This window comes from Erwinia rhapontici, assembly GCF_020683125.1.
GTDB classification, from domain to species: domain Bacteria; phylum Pseudomonadota; class Gammaproteobacteria; order Enterobacterales; family Enterobacteriaceae; genus Erwinia; species Erwinia rhapontici.
This window is the reverse complement of record NZ_CP085627.1, coordinates 3,732,577-3,754,234: the sequence shown is the minus strand read 5'-3', so window position 1 is coordinate 3,754,234 and position 21,658 is coordinate 3,732,577. Positions and strand designations below refer to the sequence as shown.

Below are 21,658 nucleotides of genomic sequence, written 5' to 3'. Positions count from 1 at the left end.
CTCACTCACCCGAATCACTTACTTAAGTAAGCTCAGCGGGATTCGCTTTCTTGCTGCCTTGCTACAGCATCAATCACTTTGGATAAATATCATAATCTGATAGAAAACGGCGCGTAGTATAGCAGGGCAGAACGGCAAATGTCCTTAAAATATGTTAGCATCGTCGAATTAACTCTCAGACCCCAGAATCCTTATGCTGCAAAATATCCGAATTGTGCTGGTGGAGACCTCTCACACTGGCAACATGGGCTCTGTCGCTCGTGCGATGAAAACCATGGGTTTAACGAACCTTTATCTGGTCAATCCGCTGGTTAAACCGGACTCACAGGCTATTGCCCTGGCGGCCGGTGCCAGCGATGTGATTGGCGATGCGAAAATTGTCGACACTTTCGATGAAGCGATTGCCGGGTGTGGCCTGGTGGTCGGCACCAGTGCGCGCTCGCGCTCTCTGCCGTGGCCGATGCTCGACCCACGCGAGTGCGGTTTAAAAAGTGTGGAAGAGGGCCAACAGGCGCCTGTTGCGCTGGTATTTGGTCGCGAACGCGTTGGCCTGACCAACGAAGAGTTGCAGAAGTGCCACTACCACGTCGCCATTGCTGCTAACCCGGACTACAGCTCGCTGAACCTGGCGATGGCTGTGCAGGTCATTACCTATGAAGTGCGTATGGCCTGGCTGCAGTCGCTGGAAGCGGAGCAAGAAGCGCCGGTTGAGTCACCTTATCCACTGGTCGATGAGCTTGAGCGCTTCTATCAGCATATGGAGAAAATGATGATCGGCAGCGGTTTTATCCGTGAAGCCAGCCCGGGGCAGGTGATGAGTAAAATGCGTCGCCTGTTTACCCGTGCTCGCCCTGAACGTGACGAGCTGAATATCCTGCGTGGGATGCTCTCTTCACTGGAGAAGCCACGGGGCGAGTAAGGGTGTATCGGTGAATAAAATAACAGCATAATAGTTGAGTATTTTACTTGGTTAAATAGTTGAGTGTTTTAGTAGGTTAAATACTTGACCAATTTAGTCAGGAATGTCAGACTTGCGTCCATATTTTGTTAACACCCATCCAGGGTTATAACCGAGGTTGTAAACGCCATGAGACTGACATCCAAAGGCCGTTATGCTGTTACCGCTATGCTTGATGTTGCACTGCATTCCCATGAAGGCCCGGTGCCTTTAGCGGATATTTCAGAGCGTCAGGGCATTTCCCTTTCTTATCTTGAGCAGCTGTTCTCCCGTCTGCGTAAGAATGGTCTGGTGGCCAGCGTACGTGGTCCGGGTGGCGGTTATCTGTTGGGCAAAGGCTCTGATGCCATCGCAGTGGGCGCAGTGATTACTGCCGTTGACGAATCTGTCGATGCCACTAAATGTCAGGGTAAAGAAGGCTGCCAGGGCGGCGAGCGTTGCCTGACTCACGTGCTGTGGCGTGATCTGAGTGAGCGCATCAGCGACTTCCTCAACAATATTACACTGGCAGAACTGGTCAATAACCAGGAAATCCTGGAAGTGGCTGACCGTCAGAACAGCAATGAAATCCGTCGTGCGCCAAACGGCCGCATGCAGGAAACAATTAACGTCAATCTGCGCGCCTGATCGCAGTCCGGGCGGGGTTTGTTCTTCGCCCCCGGAAATGAATAAAAGGCCTGACGGGCCTTTTATTCATTTCTGCTTCCAGCAAAGATTTCAGGGCGCAGAAGGGCGGCAATCAAGAAACCTCCCGGAGCTTAACGAGCAATGAAATTACCGATTTATCTGGATTATTCCGCCACCACACCCGCCGACCCTCGTGTGGCCGCAAAAATGATGCAGTATCTGACTCTGGACGGAACCTTCGGTAATCCGGCCTCGCGATCGCATCGTTATGGCTGGCAGTCAGAAGAAGCGGTGGATGTTGCCCGCAACCAGATTGCAGAGTTAGTGGGCGCTGACCCACGTGAAATCGTCTTTACCTCCGGTGCAACAGAAGCCAACAACCTCGCCATCAAAGGTGCAGCCACTTTCCATCAGGAAAAGGGTCGTCACATCATCACTTGTACCACGGAGCATAAAGCGGTCCTGGATACCTGTGCTCAGTTAGAGCGTGAGGGATTCAGCGTCACTTATCTGAACCCGCGCCCTGATGGCACGTTGGATCTGCAACAGCTGACCGCGGCGCTGCGTGATGACACGGTGCTGGTGTCAATTATGCACGTCAATAATGAGATCGGGGTGGTGCAGGATATTGCCACTATTGGCGAACTGTGCCGTGAGCGCGGGGTGATTTTCCATGTTGATGCCACGCAGAGCGTGGGTAAATTACCTATCGATCTGAGTGTGCTGAAAGTCGATCTGATGTCTTTCTCTGCGCATAAAATTTACGGACCGAAAGGCATCGGTGCGCTCTATGTCAGCCGTGCACCGCGTATCCGTCTGGAAGCCCAGATCCACGGTGGCGGTCACGAACGCGGTATGCGTTCCGGTACGCTGCCGGTGCATCAGATTGTGGGAATGGGTGAAGCCTATCGCATCGCCAAAGAAGAAATGGCCAGCGAGATGGCACGCCTGGGTGCGCTGCGTAGCCGCCTGTGGGCGGGTATTGGACATATCGAGGAGGTGTACCTCAATGGTTCACTGGAGCAAGGTGCGGCGAATATTCTCAACGTCAGTTTTAATTACGTTGATGGTGAATCACTGATTATGGCGCTGAAGGATCTGGCGGTCTCAACCGGCTCAGCCTGTACCTCTGCCAGTATGGAGCCGTCTTACGTGCTGCGGGCCATTGGTCTCAACGATGAGTTGGCACACAGTTCGATCCGCTTCTCTCTCGGGCGTTTTACCACCGAAGAAGAGATCGACTACACCATTCAGCTGGTGCAAAAATCCCTTAGCCGTCTGCGTGAGCTCTCCCCTCAATGGAAAGCGTTTAAAGCCAGCGGTGCTGTTCAGGCAGGTTGATCCTCACTCCCGCACAAACAGTAACGGGCCAGATTCTGGCCCGTTCTGCGTAGTACGCCGCATCCCGCGAAAACATCCCTGTCACATTTCTGTTAGTCTGGTTGTACAATCCTCCTGCGGAAAAATCGCAGCGGCCGGTCAAACCCCGGTCTGAAAGATGAAATAATGAAAAGGAGCCATGCGATGACCACCTCTATGAATATTACCCTGTCAACGGCTGCGGCCGATCTGCGTTGGGGCGAAAAAGCGATCCTGAGCAGCAACGACAGCGGCCTGACTATCCATCTTACCGGCAGTGAACCGCTGGCCACTATCCAGCGCGCTGCGCGCAAAATTGATAGCCAGGGTATCCGTCATGTCAGCCTGAGCGGCGATGGCTGGGATCTGGAGAACAGCTGGGCGTTCTGGCAGGGCTACCGTGGTCCAAAAGGCGAGCGCGAAGTGCAGTGGGCCGCGCTGGCAGATGCCGAACAGGCGGAGCTGAACAACCGTCTGAAAATTATCGACTGGGTGCGTGACACTATTAACCTGCCCGCTGAAGAGCTGGGGCCGGAACAGTTAGCCACCCGTGCCATTGACCTGCTGTGTGATGTGGCCTGTGATGCGGTCAGTTACCGCATTACGAAAGGTGATGACCTTAAAAAGCAAAACTATCTGGGGCTGCATACTGTCGGGCGCGGTTCATCGCGCAGTCCGGTACTGTTGACGCTGGATTATAATCCCGGTGGCAACGATGAAACCCCGGTATACGCCTGCCTGGTCGGCAAAGGAATCACCTTTGATACCGGCGGATACAGCCTGAAACAGAGCGGCTTTATGGACTCCATGAAGTCGGATATGGGAGGGGCGGCAACGCTGACCGGTGCACTGGCGCTGGCAATCAGCCGTGGTCTGAACAAACGTGTGAAACTGATCCTGTGCTGCGCGGATAATATGGTCAGCGGCAATGCCTTTAAACTGGGCGACATTATTCGTTACCGCAATGGCAAAACCGTTGAGGTGATGAATACCGATGCTGAAGGCCGTCTGGTACTGGCCGATGGGCTGATTGATGCCAGTGCGCTTAACCCTGAACTGATTATTGATGCGGCGACCCTGACGGGTGCAGCAAAAACCGCATTAGGTAACGATTACCACGCGTTGTTCAGCTTTGACGATGCACTGGCGCAGTCGTTGCTGGAAAGTGCTGCCGGGGAGAACGAGCCGTTCTGGCGTCTGCCGCTGGCGGAGTTCCACCGCAGTCATCTGCCGTCAAATTTTGCTGATTTGAACAACATTGCCAGCCCGTCGCACTCTGCCGGGGCCAGCACCGCCGCTGCGTTCTTGTCGCATTTCGTGAGTGAATACAAGCAGGGCTGGCTGCATATCGACTGTTCTGCTACCTACCGTAAAGGTGCCGTGGATCAGTGGTCTGCGGGTGCCACCGGGCTGGGTGTGCGTGCCGTTGCGAACCTGCTGTTAAACAAAGCGTAATATAACGGGCCGATCGCAACACGATCGGCCCTTGTAGGGACGGACCCTTTTTCCGGTCCACCCGCAGTCTTGTCTGGAACACATTCATGAACGATCTTAACCCGCGGCTGGAAGAGGTGCTGAAACTGGCAGCAGTAGAGCCGGCGCACCGTCCGGAGTTTTTTGCCCTGCTGATGGATGCCAGCGTTGTGGTCCCCGGCGAAAGCGCCCAGCCTGAGCAGGCGATCGATGCCAGCACTCCAGTTGATTTACAGCACTGGGAAAAAGAAGACGGCACCAGCATTATTCCGTTCTTCACCTCAGCGGAAGCACTGCAACAGGCCGTGAGTGGCGAGCAGGCTTATCTGGTGATGCCGGTGCGCACTTTGTTCGAAATGACTCTGGGCGAAGCCCTGTTTCTGAACCCCAAATTGCCTAACGGCAAAGAGTTTTCTCCGCGTGAAATTGCCCACCTGTTAGATGAGGGCAGCAGTGCTCTCAGCCAGCAGACGGTGCTGGAAGGCGGAACCTCGCTGTTGCTGTCGGAAATTGCTGAGCCTCCGGCACAGATGATCGATTCGCTGACCCAGCTTTTTGCCAAGTATAAAACCGTGCGCCGCGCCTACGTGGCGGAGATCAAAGAACATGCTGACCAGCCCGCTAATCTGCTGATTGGCATTGAAGGCGATGGCGATCTTGAAGCAGTGATTCACGCGGCCGGCAGTGTGGCAACGGATACGCTGCTGGACGATAGCCCAATTGATATTTGCCAGGTCGTGGAAGGGGAGAAAGGTATCAGCCACTTCTTTATTGCCCATATCACGCCATTCTATGAACGGCGTTGGGGAAGTTTCCTGCGAGATTTCAAAGTCAAAAACATCGATTAACGATCGTTTGCTGCATGGGACGACCCTTTTTTAGTCATCCCACGGGCGATCCCGTTGCTGCTGGCGGATCAAAGACGATCCGCCGCTACAGTGAATCGTTAACGATCGGCAGGTCGTTACGGGCTCCCCATTCGCCCCAGGAACCGTCGTATAACGCGACGTTTTTCACGCCGAGGCTGGTTAACGCCAGAATCACCACCACCGCGGTGACGCCAGAACCACAGCTGGCAATCACAGGCTGCGACAAATCCACACCCTGCTGACTGAATATTGCCTGTAATTCCGCAGTGGGTTTCAAACGCCCTTCGGTGACCAGCGAGTTCCAGGGAACGTTCAGGCTGCCTGGAATGCGTCCACGGCGCAGTCCAGGACGCGGTTCATCCACTTCTCCGTGAAAACGGTTAGCAGCACGGGCATCAATAATCTGCGCGCCACCTTCATGACTAACCAGCAGGACATCAGTGACGCGTTTGACTTCGCCTTCACCCTGATCGGCCTCGAACTCGCCTTCCGCGATGTCCAGGGCACCACTTTCCAGCGGCAGTTGCGCCTGTTTCCAGCCCGCCAGCCCGCCAGCCAGAATGGAAATTTGCTTCACACCAAAGTGACGCAGCATCCACCAGGCGCGGGGAGCCGAGAACAGATTGCCCTCATCGTAGATAACCAGATGTTTGTCATCGCTGATCCCCAGTTCACGCATTGCCACTGCGAACGTTTCCGCTCGCGGCAACATATGCGGGTAAGCACTGGTATGATCCGACAGGGCCTCAATATCGAAGAAGGGCGCATTTGGCAGATGCTCTGCCAGATACTCTTCCTGGATGTTGCGGGTTTTCTCCTGCCCTGGCGGCAGCATACGTGCGTCCAGAACCTGGATGTTGTCATTGGTCAGATGCTCTGCCAGCCAGTCAGCAGAAACAAAAAGAGAGGGAGTCGTCATCGCGGCCTCATTGTCAGTAACGTTTAGCTGAGTGTCAGCGATTTTGTTAGCTATCACAAGGCGAAATGACACTATTCAGAGCCACCTCTGGATTCCTGCAAATTGTTTGCATTCGCAGATAGAAATTGCGCAGATAAACTATTACTCTTTGACCAATTTTGTAACAGGGAAGGTTCTATCTGATGGATGTGCTCAAATTTCTCCTGCGCTTACCGTTCACCGTGCTGAAAGCACTGTGTTGGCTGCTCTCGCGCCTTTTTCGCGTGCTGGGACTGTTGCTGCGCCCGCTGCTGGGTGAGATCAACTGGCGCGGCCCAGGCTGGGTTTCACCCCTTAAAGCAGGCTTCGCCCGGCTTGAGCAGGGGATTGACCGACATCCGAAGACCATTGCCCTGAGTGTGCTGCTGCTGGCGGCTGCAGGTGTTGCCAGCGTGTATGGCTGGCAGTGGTGGCAGAACCGACCTAAACCGATTGACGTTGCCCCGCTGGCCATCCAGAACAGCAGGGTAGAGGTCGTCAACCCGGAAGGGATTGACTACACCGCCGCAAAACCTGCCGTGCAGGTGCTCACCCTGAGGTTCAATCAGTCGGTTGCCCCGGTCACGCTGGTCGGAAAAAAGGTCAGCGCAGGGATTAGCCTGAAGCCCGCCTTAGCCGGGGAATGGCAGTGGCAGAATGCCTGGACGCTGATTTTCACCCCGCAGCAGCCGCTGCCAATGGGGGCGAGCTATGAGGCGACTCTTGAGCCTGACACTTTGCTGGCCCCGCAAATCCGTATTGAACAGACGCGCCACCGCTTCATTGTGCCTGCTTTTGACTATCAAATTGGCAGCAGCGAGTACTATCAGGACCCGCAGGACAGCAGCCAGCACAGCGCTATTTTCAATATCAAATTCAACGCGCCGGCCGATGTGCAGAGCGTGGAAAAACAGTTGTCGCTCGGCCTGAGCGCCGCGCAGGGGCAGCCAGAACAGCCGCTTAAGTTCAGCGTAACCTGGGATGAAAAGAAACTGAATGCCTGGGTGCGTTCCACTGCGCTACAGCCAATGGATCACGGCGGAGCTGTGCATTTGCAGGTGAGCAGCGGGGTGAAATCCTCACGTCCTGGCAATCCGGTGACGCGTAAAAGTGATGGATGGGTGACGGTCCCGAATCTCTACAGCCTTAGCCTGAGTGATGTCAGTGCGGAAGTGGTCGATAAACCCGGCAGCCAGGGCGAACGCGCACTGATTGTTGGCTTTAGCGATGCCGTACGTGACAACGATGTTCGCAAAGGGGTGAAAGCCTGGCTGTTGCCACAGAAGGACCCACGTCGTCCGGCCAGTGAGCAAACAGAAGAAGAATTCATTCCCTGGGATGTGAGCAATATCGATCAGAGCGTGATTAACCGCTCTCCGGTCGTGTCGCTCAGCCTGAACGAAGCAGAAGAAACCTGGCAACCGCAGTTCAGCTTCAAATTTGATGCCCCGGCAAAACGTTATTTGCTGGTGTCGGTGGATGCTGCGATGACGTCCAATGGTGGCTACAAAATGCCGGAAAAACAGTGGCGCGTGGTTCAGGTGCCAGACTATCCGAAGCTGCTGCAGTTTGCCGCTCAGGGGGCGCTACTGTCAGTTAACGGCGATAAACGCATTAGCGTGGCCGCACGTAACGTGCCGGGGCTGCGCGTGGACATCAAACGTGTTATTCCCAGCCAGTTGCAGCATATCGTCTCATTTAAAAGCCGCCAGTTCGCTTCGGCTGATTTCAATCGCCTGAACGACGAATACTTCACCGAGCGCTTTCGTTATCAGACGCCGGTGAATAATGATAAACCCGGTGAGGTCAGCTATCAGGGCATCGACCTGTCGCGCTATCTCTCAACCCGTCCCGATTCCCATCGCGGCATCTTCCTGCTGACCCTGTCTGAATGGTCTCCACAGCAGAAAGAGGCCCAGCCTCAGGAAGAGGAGTATCAGGAAGAGGAATCGCAGCAGGCGATCACCGTGGATTCACGCTTTGTGGTGGTGACCGATCTGGGCATCATTGCCAAACGTTCGCAGGATAAAACGCGTGACCTGTTTGTGCAGTCGATCAGCGGCGGTCAGCCAGTGGCGGGTGCGCAGGTCTCGGTCGTGGCGAAGAACGGTGAAAAACTGCTGACCCGTCAGACGGGCAGCGATGGTCACGTCAGTTTCCCGTCGCTGGAGGTGTATACCAACGAACGTGAACCGGTGATGTTCCTGGTGGAAAAAGAGGGGGATGTCTCCTTCCTGCCGACCGGCCGTGACAACGATCGTGGCCTCGATTTCTCCCGTTTTGATGTGTATGGCGAAACCACACCGGACGATACCCGCACTCTCGGAAGCTATCTGTTCTCTGATCGTGGTGTCTATCGCCCGGGCGATACCTTCCATATTGGTCTGATCACCCGTGCCGCCGACTGGTCCGTGCCGGTAGGCGGCATACCGGTTCGCGCTGAAATTCGCGACCCGCGCGATAAACTGATGCGTACCGTTCCGTTGACCCTCAGCGCCAGCGGATTTAACGAACTGAGTTTTACCACGGAAGAAAGCTCTCCTACGGGCGAATGGAATATCTATCTCTATCTGCCGGGTAAAGACGACGACTCAACACGCCTGCTCGGCAGCACGGCGGTTAACGTCAAAGAGTTCGAACCGGATCAGCTCAAGGTCAAGCTGACCCTGACCCCCGACCATCAGCAAGGCTGGGTCAAGCCGGATGCACTGAAAGCCAATATTGATGTCCAGAACCTGTTCGGCACCCCGGCACAGGGGCGCCGTGTGGCGTCCAAAATGACGCTGCGTCCCGTCTACCCGGCGTTCGATCGCTATGCAGATTACGCCTTCTATGAAGCGCGTTCGGCCAGTGACGGTTATGAAACTGAACTGGAAGACAGCACCACGGATGATAACGGTGCGGCAGCGATTAAACTGGATCTGAGCGGTTTCGGTGAGTCGACCTATCAGCTGCAATTACTGTCGGAAGCCTTTGTCGCTGGCGGCGGTCGTTCAGTGGCAGCTACCGCCCGTACGCTGGTCTCTCCGTATGATTATCTGATTGGTGTGAAAGCCGATGGAGAGTTGGGTTACATTCATCAAAATGCCCAGCGCAACGTGAATCTGATCGCGATTAATCCGTCGCTGGATACCATTGCGCTTAACGGCCTGATGCTGCGCCTGTTAGAGCAAAAATATCTGTCGGTGCTGACGCGTCAGGAGTCCGGTGTCTATAAATATCAATCCAGGCTGAAAGAGATCCCGGTTTCCGATGCTGCATTTGACTTGCCTGCCAGCGGTCACTCGATGACACTGGCGACCAATAAGCCCGGTGATTTCGTGCTGGTGGTAGAAAATGCCAAAGGTGAGGTGCTGAACCGCATCGCTTATAGCGTGGCGGGTGAAGCCAACCTGACCCGCTCGCTCGATCGTAATGCCGAACTGAAACTAAAGCTAAACAGCGACAAGTATCAGCCGGGCAGTGAAATTGAAGTGGCGATCAACGCACCCTATACCGGCAGCGGCCTGATCACCATTGAAAAAGATCGTGTCTACAGCTGGCAGTGGTTCCACACCACCACCACTAACTCGGTGCAGAAGATCCGCATTCCGGCAGAGCTTGAGGGCAATGCCTATATTAACGTGCAGTTCGTCCGTGATATTAACTCGGATGAGATCTTCATGAGCCCGCTCAGTTATGGTGTGATGCCGTTTAAAATCAGTAATGAAGCGCGGAAAAACACCCTGAAACTCGATGTGCCAGAGGTGATTAAGCCAGGTGAAGATCTCACCATTAACGTCACCACGGATGCCCCGCAGCAGGTGGCCGTTTTTGCCGTAGATGAAGGGATCTTGCAGGTGGCGCGTTATCGTCTGACCGATCCCCTGGATTACTTCTTCCGTAAGCGTGAACTTAACGTTGAGAGCTCGCAGATTCTTGATCTGATCCTGCCAGAGTTCAGCAAGCTGATGTCGCTGACTTCTGCCCCAGGCGGTGATGGCGGTGAAGGCCTCGATCTACACCTCAACCCGTTCAAACGTAAACGGGACAAGCCGGTGGCGTACTGGTCGGGGATCACCGAAGTGAACGGCCACGCACAGTTTACTTATCCGGTGCCGGACTATTTCAACGGTAAAATTCGGGTGATGGCGATTTCGGTCACGCCAGAAAAAATAGGTAAAGCGCAAACCGGCACCACCGTGCGTGACAACTTTATTCTGACGCCGAACGTCCCCTCAATGGTCGCTCCGGGGGATGAATTTGACGTCAGCGTGGGCGTGAGTAATAACCTGGAAGGCCTGGGTGATGGCAAACTGCCGGTGGCAATCAAGGTGACGCCTCCGCCGCAGCTGGAAGTGGTCGGGCAGCCGGAACAGTCGCTTGAACTGGCGGCTAAGCATGAGGGTGTGGTCAACTTCCGTCTGCGTGCTAAATCTGAATTGGGTGATGCGCCACTGGTCTTTAGTGCGCAATACAGTGATAAAACCAGCCGCCGGACGATCAGTACCTCGGTACGCCCGGCAATGCCGTTCCGAATCCAGACGGTGATGGGACGCATGAGCGGGAATCAGCAGCAGGTGGATAATTTACGCCAGATGTTCGGTGCTTATGCACAGCGTCAGGCTGCGGTCTCGAACTCACCGCTGGTGTTAACCAGCGGGCTGGCAAGTTATCTGGCGGACTACCCGTACTACTGCTCTGAACAGATTGTCAGCCAGTCGATCCCGCTGTTGCTACAGAGTGAACACCCGGAACTGCGTGGCAATCTGGATGCGGATAAAGTGCGTCAGCAGCTGAAAGGCATTCTCGACGTGTTGCGTTCACGCCAGAACGCTGACGGTGCTGTCGGGCTGTGGATGGCGTCACCACAGGCCGATCCGTTTATCACACCGTATGTGGTGCAGTACCTGCTGGAGGCGAAAGCCGCCGGTTATCCGCTGCCTGCCGGTATGCTGGACGATGCCAATGTTGCACTGCGCGCACTGGCGGCCAACGGTTATGAAGACCTCTACCACCTTCGCCTGCGCGCCTGGGCCGTTTATCTGCTTACGCGGCAGGGCGAAATCACCACGAATGCGCTGGCCTCAGTGCAGGAGACACTGAAAAAACGCTACCCGGACAGCTGGCAAACCGATCTCAGTGCGCTGTATCTCGCTTCCTCATGGCGCTTACTCAAGGCCGATGATGAAGCTGAACGGTTGCTGGCGCCGGGTTGGAAGGCGCTGGACAAGGCCTATAACAAAAGCTGGTGGACGCAAAACTACTACGATCCGCTGGTGCAGGATGCGACCCGGTTGTACCTGATTACCCGTCACTTCCCGGAAAAAGTATCGGCTATCCCGCCACAACTGCTGGAAAATATGGTGCAGGCACTGAGGGAAGAGCGTTACACGACCTTCTCCGCGGCGATGAGCATTCTGGCGCTGGAAAGTTACTCAGAACAGGTGGCACAACAAAACGATCCGCAGGCGCTGACGATTAACCAACTGGGGCGTGACAATAAAGTTCCTCAGCTGATTTCTGCGCTAAAGGGGCGGTTTGCACAGGGTAACTTCAGTGGGGATGCGGCTTCTGTTCAGTTCCGCAATGCAGGAAACGCACCCGCCTGGTATGTGGTCACACAGGCCGGTTATGACCTGGCTGCACCAGAGAAAGCGATCAGCCGTGGGCTGGAAATCAGCCGCGATTACGCCGATGCCGCAGGTAAAACGGTCGACAAGGTCTCACTCGGTCAGACCATTAACGTGCATCTGAAAATCCGTGCGAATTCAAAAGCAGCGCTGAGTAATCTGGCGATAGTTGACCTGTTGCCGGGTGGATTTGAAGTGGTCCAGCAAACGCCTCCACCGCCAGAGACAGATGATGAGGAACAGCAGGATGCGCCATCCGCAAGCTGGCAGTCGCCGCTGGCGGCAAGCGGATCAACCTGGGCACCGGACTTCAGCGATATTCGTGAAGATCGTGTGATCATCTATGGCAGTGCCACCACGGAACTGCAGGAGTTTGTTTACCAAATCAAAGCCACCAACACCGGAAGTTTTGTCATTCCTCCGGCGTACGGTGAAGCGATGTATGACCGTGAAATTCAGGCGATGTCAGCCAGCGCAGGCAAGATTGATGTGGTACCGGCTGAATAGCCGGGCTTCGGGTAGCATGAACACATGAAACGTCTGTTGCAAAATCTGGCAATGGCGCTGGGATTACTGGCGCTGCTGGTGGCAGGCTTTCGTTTGTGGCCACATCCGCCGTTATCACAAGGTGTCCCGCTGTCCACGGCATGGTATGACCGTCATGGCACATTGCTAAGGCTGTCGCTGGCCAGCGACGATCGCTATCGTCAGTGGACGCCTCTGGAGGCGATTTCGCCGTTGGCGGTGGACGGACTGTTGCTGCATGAAGATCGCTGGTTCTGGTACAACCCCGGCGTAAACCCGCTAAGCCTGGCGCGGGGCTTCTGGCGCAGCTATGTGCTGGGCGGCAATAAGCAGGGCGGATCGACCATCACCATGCAACTGGCGCGCATGGTGTGGCAACTGAATACCCGATCGCCAAAAGGCAAGATAGTTCAGGTGTTGCGCGCCCTTCAGCTTGAACTCAGTTACTCCAAACACGATATCCTGGAAGCCTATCTGAATTACGCTCCGTATGGGCGTAACATCGAAAGTATTGGTGCAGCCAGCCTGATATACTTTGCCAAACCCCCTGCACAGTTGACGCTGGCAGAGGCGTTGACGCTGGCGGTACTGCCTCAGTCACCCAGTTTGCGTATTAATCCTCGCAGTGATGAAGTCAGCCCGCCGCTGATGCAGGCGCGCAACCGCTTGTTCCTGCGCTGGCAGCAGCATTATTCCACCGACCACAGCCAGCAAGCGCTGTTCCAGCTGCCGTTAGCCCTGCGTCAGCCGCAGGATTTACCTTTTATCGCACCGCACTTCATTGAACAGTTGCAAATCGGAGAGCGTCAACCCCGTGTGGACACCACGCTGGATGCCAGTCTGCAACGGCTGGTTGAAAGACAGGTCAACGCGTTTATTCGTCGTAATCAGAGCCGGGGGATTCATAATACCGCCGTACTGATGGTGGACAGCCGCGATATGGGAGTACGTGCTATGGTCGGCTCGGCCGACTATTACAACCGCCAGATTCAGGGGCAGGTGAATGGCACAAACGCTAAACGTTCCCCGGGTTCCGCGTTGAAGCCCTTTATTTATGCACTGGGGATGGAGCAGGGCGTGCTGCATCCGATGACCGTTCTGAAAGATGTGCCTTACTCCTTCGGCAGCTATGCGCCCGAGAACTTTGACCGCCGCTTCCTCGGGCCGGTGACTGCGACCGACGCCCTCAATTTCAGCCGAAATATTCCGGCGGTGACCATTGCTTCACGGCTGCGCCAGCCGGGTTTCTATCAGTTTTTACAGTTGGCGGGTATCAGTAATCTTGCCAGCGAAAAACATTATGGACTGTCGCTGGTGCTGGGGGGGGGAGAGGTGACTGCCCAGGAACTGGCGAAACTCTATGCGATGCTGGCTAACCGGGGCGAAGTTCGCGCGCTGCGGCTGCGTCAGCAGGACCCTCAGTCGCCGGCATTTCGCCTGCTGAGTGAAGAGGCCAGTTTTATGACGCTGGATATTCTGCGTCAGCACCGCCGCCCTGGCGATACATTAGCGCAGCGCCCGTCATCGCTTCCTGTTTACTGGAAAACCGGCACCTCCTGGGGCTTTCGCGACGCATGGAGCGTCGGTATTTTTGGTCCTTATGTGCTGGTGGTGTGGCAGGGGAACTTTAACGGGCAGGGCAATAACGCGTTTGTCGGCGTTGAGGCTGCCGCACCGTTGTTTTTCAATATTATCGACAGTGTGATTGCCAGCTATCCGGGACTGAGTGAGCCTAAGCATCGCTTCCCGGTGCATCTGAAACGTGTGGAAATCTGCCTGCCGAGTGGCGATCTGCCCACGCAATGGTGCCAGCAGCGCGGCAAAAGCTGGTTTATTCCGGGTAAATCCCCGATTAAAGTGGATACGGTTTACCGCCCCTTACGTATTGATAATCAGAGTGGGCAACCCGTCTGTGCCCCCTGGGATACAGAGACCAGCCATATTGAAGTGTTTGAGTTCTGGCCTTCCGATCTTGCCAACGTCTTTATGCAAGCCGGGTTGCCCAAGCGCCAGCCGCCAGCGGTTACCTGCCAGCAGGGCGCAGTGGGAGGAGATGCACCACGCATAACGTCGCCGTTGAAGAACACCACTTACCAGCTGCGTCAGTCGCAGAAAGGGCGGGACAATATCAGTTTCAGCGCGGTGACCGATGCGGACAGTGCCACTGTTTACTGGTTTGTTGATGATGTTTATCTTGGTAGCAGTGCCAGTAAAACGCCCCTCGACTGGCGGCCCTCCCGCCCGGGAAAATATCGTATTCGTGCGGTAGACGACCGTGGCCGTGCCGACAGTCGTCTGATTAATGTGGCGTTGATCAACTAATTTCAGACGGATCCCCAGGCGCTTTTCTGGTCATCAATCCACGGGCTGCGTAAAATAGCCGCAGGTGGGGAAAAAATGTCGCGATGAGGATCGGGTTTTTCATTAAATTATTGAATCTCCGATAGGCATCTCTCGCGATGCCCCCTATAATCTGCGGCCATTTTCCCGGCCGGGAACCGTTTTCGCGGCTAAACTCGAAAGATAATACAGGGGTCAACAATGACTATTGAGCGTACATTTTCCATCGTAAAACCAAACGCTGTGGCAAAGAATGTTATCGGTGCCATCTTCAACCGTTTTGAAAGCGCTGGCTTCAAAATCGTTGGCAGCAAAATGCTGCACCTGAGCAAAGAGCAGGCTGAAGGTTTCTACGCTGAACACCAGGGTAAACCTTTCTTTGATGGCCTGGTTGAATTCATGACCTCTGGTCCGGTTGTGGTTTCCGTACTGGAAGGCGAAAATGCCGTACAGCGTCACCGTGACCTGATGGGGGCAACTAACCCGGCGAACGCACTGGCGGGTACGCTGCGTGCTGACTACGCAGACAGCTTCACCGAGAACGCGACCCACGGTTCTGATTCTGCTGAATCTGCTGCCCGTGAAATCGCTTACTTCTTCGGCGAAGGCGAAATCTGCCCACGCACCCGTTAATTCGGCTGCCTGACAGAAAAGGGTTTACAAAAAAAGTGTGTTTGCTGCTTTAACCCTTACGAAGTCATGAGTACAATAATGCGCCCCTGACATTCTGTTCAGGGGCGCTTCTATTTTATTCACTCCAAACCCAGAGCCATAACGTGTAACAACGAGGCCAGAGAATATTATGTCAGAACTTATTGTGACGCCGTCGTCCGAATCTCCTGCAATTGCCACCCCTAAAAAAGACAAAATCAACCTGCTCGATCTGAATCGCCAGCAGATGCGTGAGTTTTTTGCCAGCATGGGTGAAAAGCCGTTTCGCGCCGACCAGGTGATGAAATGGATCTATCACTACTGCTGTGATGATTTCGACGAGATGACCGACATCAACAAGGTTTTCCGTAACCGACTGAAAGAGGTCGCTGAAATACGCGCACCAGAAGTGGCGGAAGAACAACGCTCAGCCGATGGCACCATCAAATGGGCTATTCAGGTGGGTGGACAGCAGGTAGAAACCGTCTACATTCCAGAAAAAGATCGCGCCACGCTGTGTGTCTCTTCCCAGGTGGGCTGTGCGCTGGAATGCAAATTCTGTTCAACGGCACAGCAGGGTTTTAATCGTAACCTGCGTGTATCCGAAATTATTGGCCAGGTATGGCGCGCGGCCAAAATCATCGGTGCAGCCAAAGTCACCGGCCAGCGCCCGATCACCAACGTGGTGATGATGGGAATGGGGGAGCCATTGCTCAACCTGACCAATGTGGTTCCGGCAATGGAAATCATGCTGGATGATTTTGGCTTTGGCCTGTCAAAACGCCGCGTAACGCTGTCCACGTCGGGTGTGGTTCCCGCGCTGGATAAGCTGGGCGATATGATCGATGTGGCGCTGGCGATCTCGCTCCATGCACCGAATGACACAATTCGTGACGAAATTGTGCCGATCAACAAAAAGTACAATATTGCGACGTTCCTGGCGTCAGTCAGCCGTTATATCGGCAAGTCTAATGCTAATCAGGGGCGCGTGACCATCGAGTACGTGATGCTCGATCACATCAATGACAGCACCGATAACGCCCATGAATTGGCCGCGTTGTTAAAAGATACGCCGTGCAAAATTAACCTGATCCCGTGGAACCCCTTCCCGGCAGCACCTTATGGTCGCAGTTCGAACAGTCGCATCGATCGCTTCTCTAAAGTGTTGATGGATTACGGTTTTACTACTATTGTGCGTAAAACCCGTGGTGATGATATTGATGCTGCGTGTGGTCAGTTGGCAGGTGATGTTATTGACCGTACTAAGCGCACGTTGAAAAAGAAATTGGCTGGAGAAGCCATCTCTGTGAAGGCGATCTGAAACCCGGTGTTTTCCTGCCTAATTCCGTATTGAACCTGGCAATATTGGCGTACGATAAGTGGCTGATAAAAACAGGGAGAGACAGGGATGCGGGCAGGGATAATCGCCTTTGTGCTGATAATGTTGCTGGCGGGATGTCAGACTTCGCCACAGCCAGATGCACTGGTTGAAACACGGATTCAGTTGGGAATGGCCTGGTTGGCGCGCGGTAACAATGATGCTGCACGCAGGAATTTGCAGCGTGCAATCGCCATTGCACCAGGCGATTACCGTACCCAACTGGCGATGGCTCGCTACCAGCAGCAGACAGGCAACAACAGCATGGCGCAGCAACATTATCGTCACGCCCTGAAATTAGCAGCGCAAAACAGCTATGTGCTTAATAATTACGGTGCGTTTCTCTGCGGATTAGGGCAGTATGATGCGGCACAACGGCTGTTCAGCAGGGCAATGGATGATTCAGCAAATGGGCTTCGTGCCGACAGTGTTGAAAATTCCGGCTATTGTTTTTTGAATGCCGGCCAGCATGAAAAAGCGCGAGAAGCGCTGAAGGATGCGGTGAAAATCGATCCGACCAAAGGAATGCTAATGCTGGCAGAAGCCGAAAGGCGATTTGGAAAGGGGAGTCGTGCAGATTCACGGCTCCTGTTAGATGTTTATCAACACAACTTTCCTGTTTCGGCAGAAAGCCTGTGGTTAGAGATTCGCTTCGCCGCGCAGGTCAATCAGCCCGATGAAGTTCATTATTATGGGGCTCAACTTGCGCGAATTTTTCCACAATCGATACAGTACCAGCATTTCTTAGCTAATGAATACTGAAGCCACTCAAGACAAACCTAACGTAAATTCAACAGGCGAGCGCCTGCGTGGTGCCCGTGAACTCATGGGCCTGACTCAGCAGAATGTTGCTGAACGCCTCTGCCTGAAACTTTCCACTGTTCGTGATATTGAAGAGGACAAGTCGCCTGCCGACCTGGCATCGACCTTTTTGCGTGGCTATATCCGTTCTTACGCGCGTTTGGTTCGCGTGCCGGAAGAAGAGCTGCTACCGATGATGGCCAAGCAGGCCCCGGTCAGAGCCGCGAAAGTTGAACCGATGCAAAGTTTTTCCCTCGGTAAACGCCGCAAAAAACGCGACGGCTGGTTGATGATTTTCACCTGGCTGGTGTTGTTTGTGGTGGTGGGATTGACGGGAGCCTGGTGGTGGCAGAATCACAAAGCCGCTCAGGATGATCTGGTTTCAATGGCCGATCAAAACGCGTCGTCCGAAGGGGATAACAGTCAGTCGATCCCTTTGACCGACAGTAATGCCAACAGCGCCACTGATAGCAGTGGGCAAACGGCCATTCCACTGGATACCACACCAGCAGCAGATTCTGCGAACACGGGCAGCACTCCAGCTGCCACGGCGCAGGTACCTGCGGCAAATACTCAGGCTGATAATTCTCAGCCTGCTGTGGTTTCACCAAGTCAGGCACCGGCTGAGGCCGGTGTCAGTGGGCAACTGCCTACCAGCAGCGCCGGCGTCAGCCAGCCTGCTGTTGACCCAAACGCCGTAGTGATGACTTTTTCCAGCGATTGCTGGCTGGAAGTAACCGATGCAGCAGGCAAGAAACTGTTCAGCGGTATTCAGCGTAGTGGTGGTAAACTCAGCCTTGCCGGCACCGCCCCCTATCGTTTGAAGATTGGTGCGCCGGCCGCAGTACAGATCGAATATCAGGGTAAACCTGTCGATCTGAGTCGTTTCATCCGTACTAACCAGGTTGCTCGCCTGACTATCGGTGCGCAATAACGCATCTTCCTCTGGTCGCGAGTGATTGTGGAGAAAGAATATGCATAACGAAGCACCCATTACCCGTCGCAAATCAAAGCGCATTTACGTCGGCAAGGTGCCCGTGGGTGACGGTGCACCTATTGCCGTCCAGTCCATGACCAATACCCGCACTACCGACGTTGCCGCTACGGTCGCTCAGATCAAAGCTCTGGAGCGCGTTGGTGTCGATATCGTGCGTGTGTCCGTACCAACGATGGATGCCGCAGAAGCTTTCCGTCTTATCAAACAGCAGGTAAATGTCCCGCTGGTCGCTGATATCCATTTTGACTACCGTATTGCCCTTAAAGTTGCCGAATATGGCGTGGACTGTCTGCGCATCAACCCCGGCAACATTGGTAATGAAGAGCGTATTCGCTCTGTGGTGGATTGCGCGCGTCATTACAATATTCCCATCCGCATTGGTGTTAACGGCGGATCGCTGGAAAAAGATTTGCAGGAAAAGTACGGTGAGCCCACTCCGCAGGCGCTGCTGGAATCCGCGATGCGTCATGTGGACATCCTCGATCGCCTCAACTTTGATATGTTCAAAGTCAGTGTGAAAGCCTCCGACGTGTTCCTGGCCGTTGAGTCCTATCGACTTCTGGCGAAGCAGATCGACCAGCCGCTGCATTTGGGCATCACCGAAGCGGGTGGTGCACGTGCGGGTGCCGTCAAATCGGCCATTGGCCTGGGGTTGCTACTGTCGGAAGGCATCGGCGATACGTTGCGTATCTCGCTGGCGGCCGACCCGATTGAAGAAGTAAAAGTCGGCTTCGATATCCTTAAGTCGCTGCGTATTCGCGCGCGCGGTATCAACTTTATCGCCTGTCCAACCTGTTCACGTCAGGAATTTGACGTGATCGGCACGGTGAATGCGTTAGAAGAGCGGCTGGAAGATATCATCACACCGATGGATATTTCGATTATCGGCTGTGTGGTGAACGGCCCGGGTGAAGCCACCGTTTCCACGATGGGCGTCACTGGCGGCAGCAAGAAAAGCGGTTTCTACGAAGATGGCGTGCGTCTGCGCGAGCGTCTGGATAACGACAATATGATCGATCAGTTGGAAGCCCGTATTCGTGCGAAAGCCACCATACTGGACGCATCGCGCCGGATTGATGTCCAGCAGGTCGAAAAATAAACTGCAAGGGGCGGCCTTTTATTTCGGTCGCCCCTTGCTGAATCAAATTGATGAGAGAAAACTAGTGGCGAAGAATATCCAGGCCATTCGCGGCATGAACGACTATTTACCTGCTGATACCGTGGTATGGCAGCGTATCGAACAGATCCTCAAGCAGGTGCTGGGCAGCTATGGATTCAGCGAAATTCGCCTGCCGATTGTAGAGCAGACCCCGTTATTCAAACGCGCTATCGGTGAAGTGACCGATGTGGTTGAAAAAGAGATGTACACCTTTGATGACCGCAACGGTGAAAGCCTGACGCTGCGTCCTGAAGGTACCGCGGGTTGTGTACGCGCGGGCATTGAACACGGTCTGCTGTACAATCAGGAACAGCGTCTGTGGTATATCGGCCCGATGTTCCGCTATGAGCGTCCACAAAAAGGGCGTTATCGTCAGTTCCATCAGATTGGTGCTGAAGTGTTTGGTCTGCAAGGCCCGGACATTGATGCGGAACTGATCATGATGACGGCCCGCTGGTGGAAAGCACTGGGTATCTCTGAGCATGTCAGCCTGGAGCTGAACTCCATTGGTTCACTGGAAGCCCGTGCCAATTACCGTGATGCGCTGGTGGCCTTCCTCGAACAGCATATTGACGTGCTGGATGAAGACTGCAAACGCCGCATGTATACTAACCCGCTGCGCGTGCTGGATAGCAAAAACCCGGATGTTCAGGCACTGCTGAATGATGCACCAACGCTCGGTGATTATTTGGATGACGAATCCCGCGAGCATTTCGCCGGGCTGTGCAGCCTGCTCGATGCAGCCGGTATTGCTTATACCGTCAACCAGCGTCTGGTGCGTGGCCTCGACTATTACAACCGGACCGTGTTTGAATGGGTGACCAGCAGCCTCGGTTCACAGGGCACCGTCTGTGCCGGTGGACGTTATGATGGCCTGGTTGAACAGTTGGGTGGACGTGCAACCCCGGCGGTCGGTTTTGCGATGGGCCTGGAACGTCTGGTCCTGCTGGTGCAGGCGGTTAATCCAGAATTTGAACCGACGCGTATTGTTGATGTCTATGTTATCGCTTCGGGTCAGGGCGTACAGAGCGCGGCGATGCTGCTGGCAGAACAGCTGCGTGACGCGCTGCCGGAACTGAAGCTAATGACTAACTTTGGTGGCGGTAACTTCAAGAAGCAGTTTGCCCGTGCAGACAAGTGGGGCGCCCGCATTGCACTGGTACTCGGTGAAGATGAAGTGGCCAATGGCCAACTGGTGATTAAAGATTTGCGTAACGGCGAGCAACAAACGCTGGCACAAAGTGCTGCGGCAGCTACGCTGGCATCGATGTTACAGCGTTAAGCCTCTGCGGCGGCACGATTTAAAGGAGTAGGATTGCGTGGAAGTGTATAGCAACGAGAACGAACAGGTAGATGCGCTGAAGAACTTCTTTGCTCAGAATGGCAAAGCGTTAGTGGTTGGCGTTGTTCTGGGCGTCGGCGCATTACTGGGCTGGCGTTACTGGAGTAATCATCAGGACAGCGGATCGCGTGAAGTGTCCGCGTCTTATCAGCAGGTGACGTCGGCGCTGGACGCCACGAAACCCGCTTCGCTTGACGCAGTAGCTAAATTTGCCAGCGAAAACAGCAATACCTACGGTGCACTGGCTTCTCTGGATTTGGCAAAACGCTATATTGACAACAATCAGTTGGATAAAGCGGTAGACCAGTTGCAGAGCGGCCTCAAGAGCACCAAAGATGCTAACTTGCAGTCGGTTCTGAACCTGCGCCTTGCACGCATCCAGTTACAGCAGAAGCAGCCTGACGCCGTGTTGAAAACACTGGAAGGCGTTAAAGGTGACGGCTGGGCAGCTATCGTGGCTGATGTACGCGGTGAAGCGTTACTCAGCAAAGGCGATGTCAAAGGCGCACGCGATGCGTGGAGCAAAGGAATCGCTTCTGATGCGTCTTCGACGCTGAAAGAGATGCTGCAAATGAAAGTGAATAATCTGCCGGGCTAAATAGCTCCTTGTACATTTGGCCTTACAGGCAC

General features: G+C 54.5%; 15 protein-coding genes. 14 read left to right on the top strand and 1 reads right to left on the bottom strand.

Annotated elements, in window-relative coordinates:
- Positions 1 to 193: 193 nt before the first annotated feature.
- From trmJ to sseB, 5 genes are all read left to right on the top strand, one after another.
- On the top strand, positions 194 to 919 hold the full coding sequence (trmJ, locus tag LJN55_RS17355) for a tRNA (cytosine(32)/uridine(32)-2'-O)-methyltransferase TrmJ (protein WP_133845856.1): 726 nt from the start codon (positions 194 to 196) through the stop codon (positions 917 to 919).
- A gap of 168 nt (positions 920 to 1,087) precedes the next feature.
- On the top strand, positions 1,088 to 1,585 hold the full coding sequence (gene iscR / locus LJN55_RS17350; RefSeq protein ID WP_133845857.1) for a Fe-S cluster assembly transcriptional regulator IscR: 498 nt from the start codon (positions 1,088 to 1,090) through the stop codon (positions 1,583 to 1,585).
- Between the two features lie 141 nt (positions 1,586 to 1,726).
- Positions 1,727 to 2,926, top strand: coding sequence for an IscS subfamily cysteine desulfurase (locus tag LJN55_RS17345; protein WP_159338036.1), 1,200 nt, complete (start codon positions 1,727 to 1,729; stop codon positions 2,924 to 2,926).
- A gap of 183 nt (positions 2,927 to 3,109) precedes the next feature.
- Positions 3,110 to 4,399 carry an aminopeptidase PepB gene (pepB, locus tag LJN55_RS17340; protein ID WP_133845859.1) on the top strand — a complete coding sequence of 430 codons (1,290 nt, stop codon included), beginning with the start codon at positions 3,110 to 3,112 and terminating at the stop codon, positions 4,397 to 4,399.
- Between the two features lie 86 nt (positions 4,400 to 4,485).
- On the top strand, positions 4,486 to 5,265 hold the full coding sequence (sseB, locus tag LJN55_RS17335; protein ID WP_227534942.1) for an enhanced serine sensitivity protein SseB: 780 nt from the start codon (positions 4,486 to 4,488) through the stop codon (positions 5,263 to 5,265).
- Positions 5,266 to 5,350: 85 nt separating this feature from the next.
- Here sseB and sseA read toward each other — a convergent pair whose 3' ends face one another.
- On the bottom strand, positions 5,351 to 6,205 hold the full coding sequence (gene sseA, locus LJN55_RS17330) for a 3-mercaptopyruvate sulfurtransferase (RefSeq protein WP_212813185.1): 855 nt from the start codon (positions 6,203 to 6,205) through the stop codon (positions 5,351 to 5,353).
- Positions 6,206 to 6,387: 182 nt separating this feature from the next.
- Between sseA and LJN55_RS17325 the strand changes: the two genes are divergently transcribed.
- The 9 genes from LJN55_RS17325 (at position 6,388) to LJN55_RS17285 (ending at position 21,626) form a co-directional block, all read left to right on the top strand.
- Entirely contained in the window at positions 6,388 to 12,342 is a 5,955-nt protein-coding gene (locus tag LJN55_RS17325) for an alpha-2-macroglobulin family protein (protein ID WP_227534941.1), read from the top strand.
- 24 nt (positions 12,343 to 12,366) lie between these two features.
- Entirely contained in the window at positions 12,367 to 14,682 is a 2,316-nt protein-coding gene (pbpC, locus tag LJN55_RS17320; protein ID WP_227534940.1) for a penicillin-binding protein 1C, read from the top strand.
- 219 nt (positions 14,683 to 14,901) lie between these two features.
- Positions 14,902 to 15,333 carry a nucleoside-diphosphate kinase gene (ndk, locus tag LJN55_RS17315; RefSeq protein ID WP_062744669.1) on the top strand — a complete coding sequence of 144 codons (432 nt, stop codon included), beginning with the start codon at positions 14,902 to 14,904 and terminating at the stop codon, positions 15,331 to 15,333.
- 169 nt (positions 15,334 to 15,502) lie between these two features.
- Entirely contained in the window at positions 15,503 to 16,672 is a 1,170-nt protein-coding gene (locus LJN55_RS17310; RefSeq protein WP_227534939.1) for a bifunctional tRNA (adenosine(37)-C2)-methyltransferase TrmG/ribosomal RNA large subunit methyltransferase RlmN, read from the top strand.
- Positions 16,673 to 16,759: 87 nt separating this feature from the next.
- A complete protein-coding gene (gene pilW, locus LJN55_RS17305; RefSeq protein WP_133845865.1) occupies positions 16,760 to 17,491 on the top strand; it encodes a type IV pilus biogenesis/stability protein PilW in 732 nt (243 codons plus the stop codon).
- Complete coding sequence (rodZ, locus tag LJN55_RS17300) at positions 17,481 to 18,464, top strand: cytoskeleton protein RodZ (protein WP_133845866.1); 984 nt, start codon at positions 17,481 to 17,483, stop codon at positions 18,462 to 18,464. The genes pilW and rodZ overlap by 11 nt, the downstream gene beginning before the upstream one ends.
- Positions 18,465 to 18,504: 40 nt before the next feature.
- Positions 18,505 to 19,626, top strand: coding sequence for a flavodoxin-dependent (E)-4-hydroxy-3-methylbut-2-enyl-diphosphate synthase (gene ispG, locus LJN55_RS17295; protein ID WP_133845867.1), 1,122 nt, complete (start codon positions 18,505 to 18,507; stop codon positions 19,624 to 19,626).
- Positions 19,627 to 19,690: 64 nt separating this feature from the next.
- Positions 19,691 to 20,968: a histidine--tRNA ligase gene (gene hisS, locus LJN55_RS17290; RefSeq protein WP_133845868.1), complete on the top strand. Its 1,278-nt coding sequence runs from the start codon at positions 19,691 to 19,693 to the stop codon at positions 20,966 to 20,968.
- Positions 20,969 to 21,005: 37 nt separating this feature from the next.
- Entirely contained in the window at positions 21,006 to 21,626 is a 621-nt protein-coding gene (locus LJN55_RS17285; protein WP_227534938.1) for a YfgM family protein, read from the top strand.
- Positions 21,627 to 21,658 lie beyond the last annotated feature (32 nt).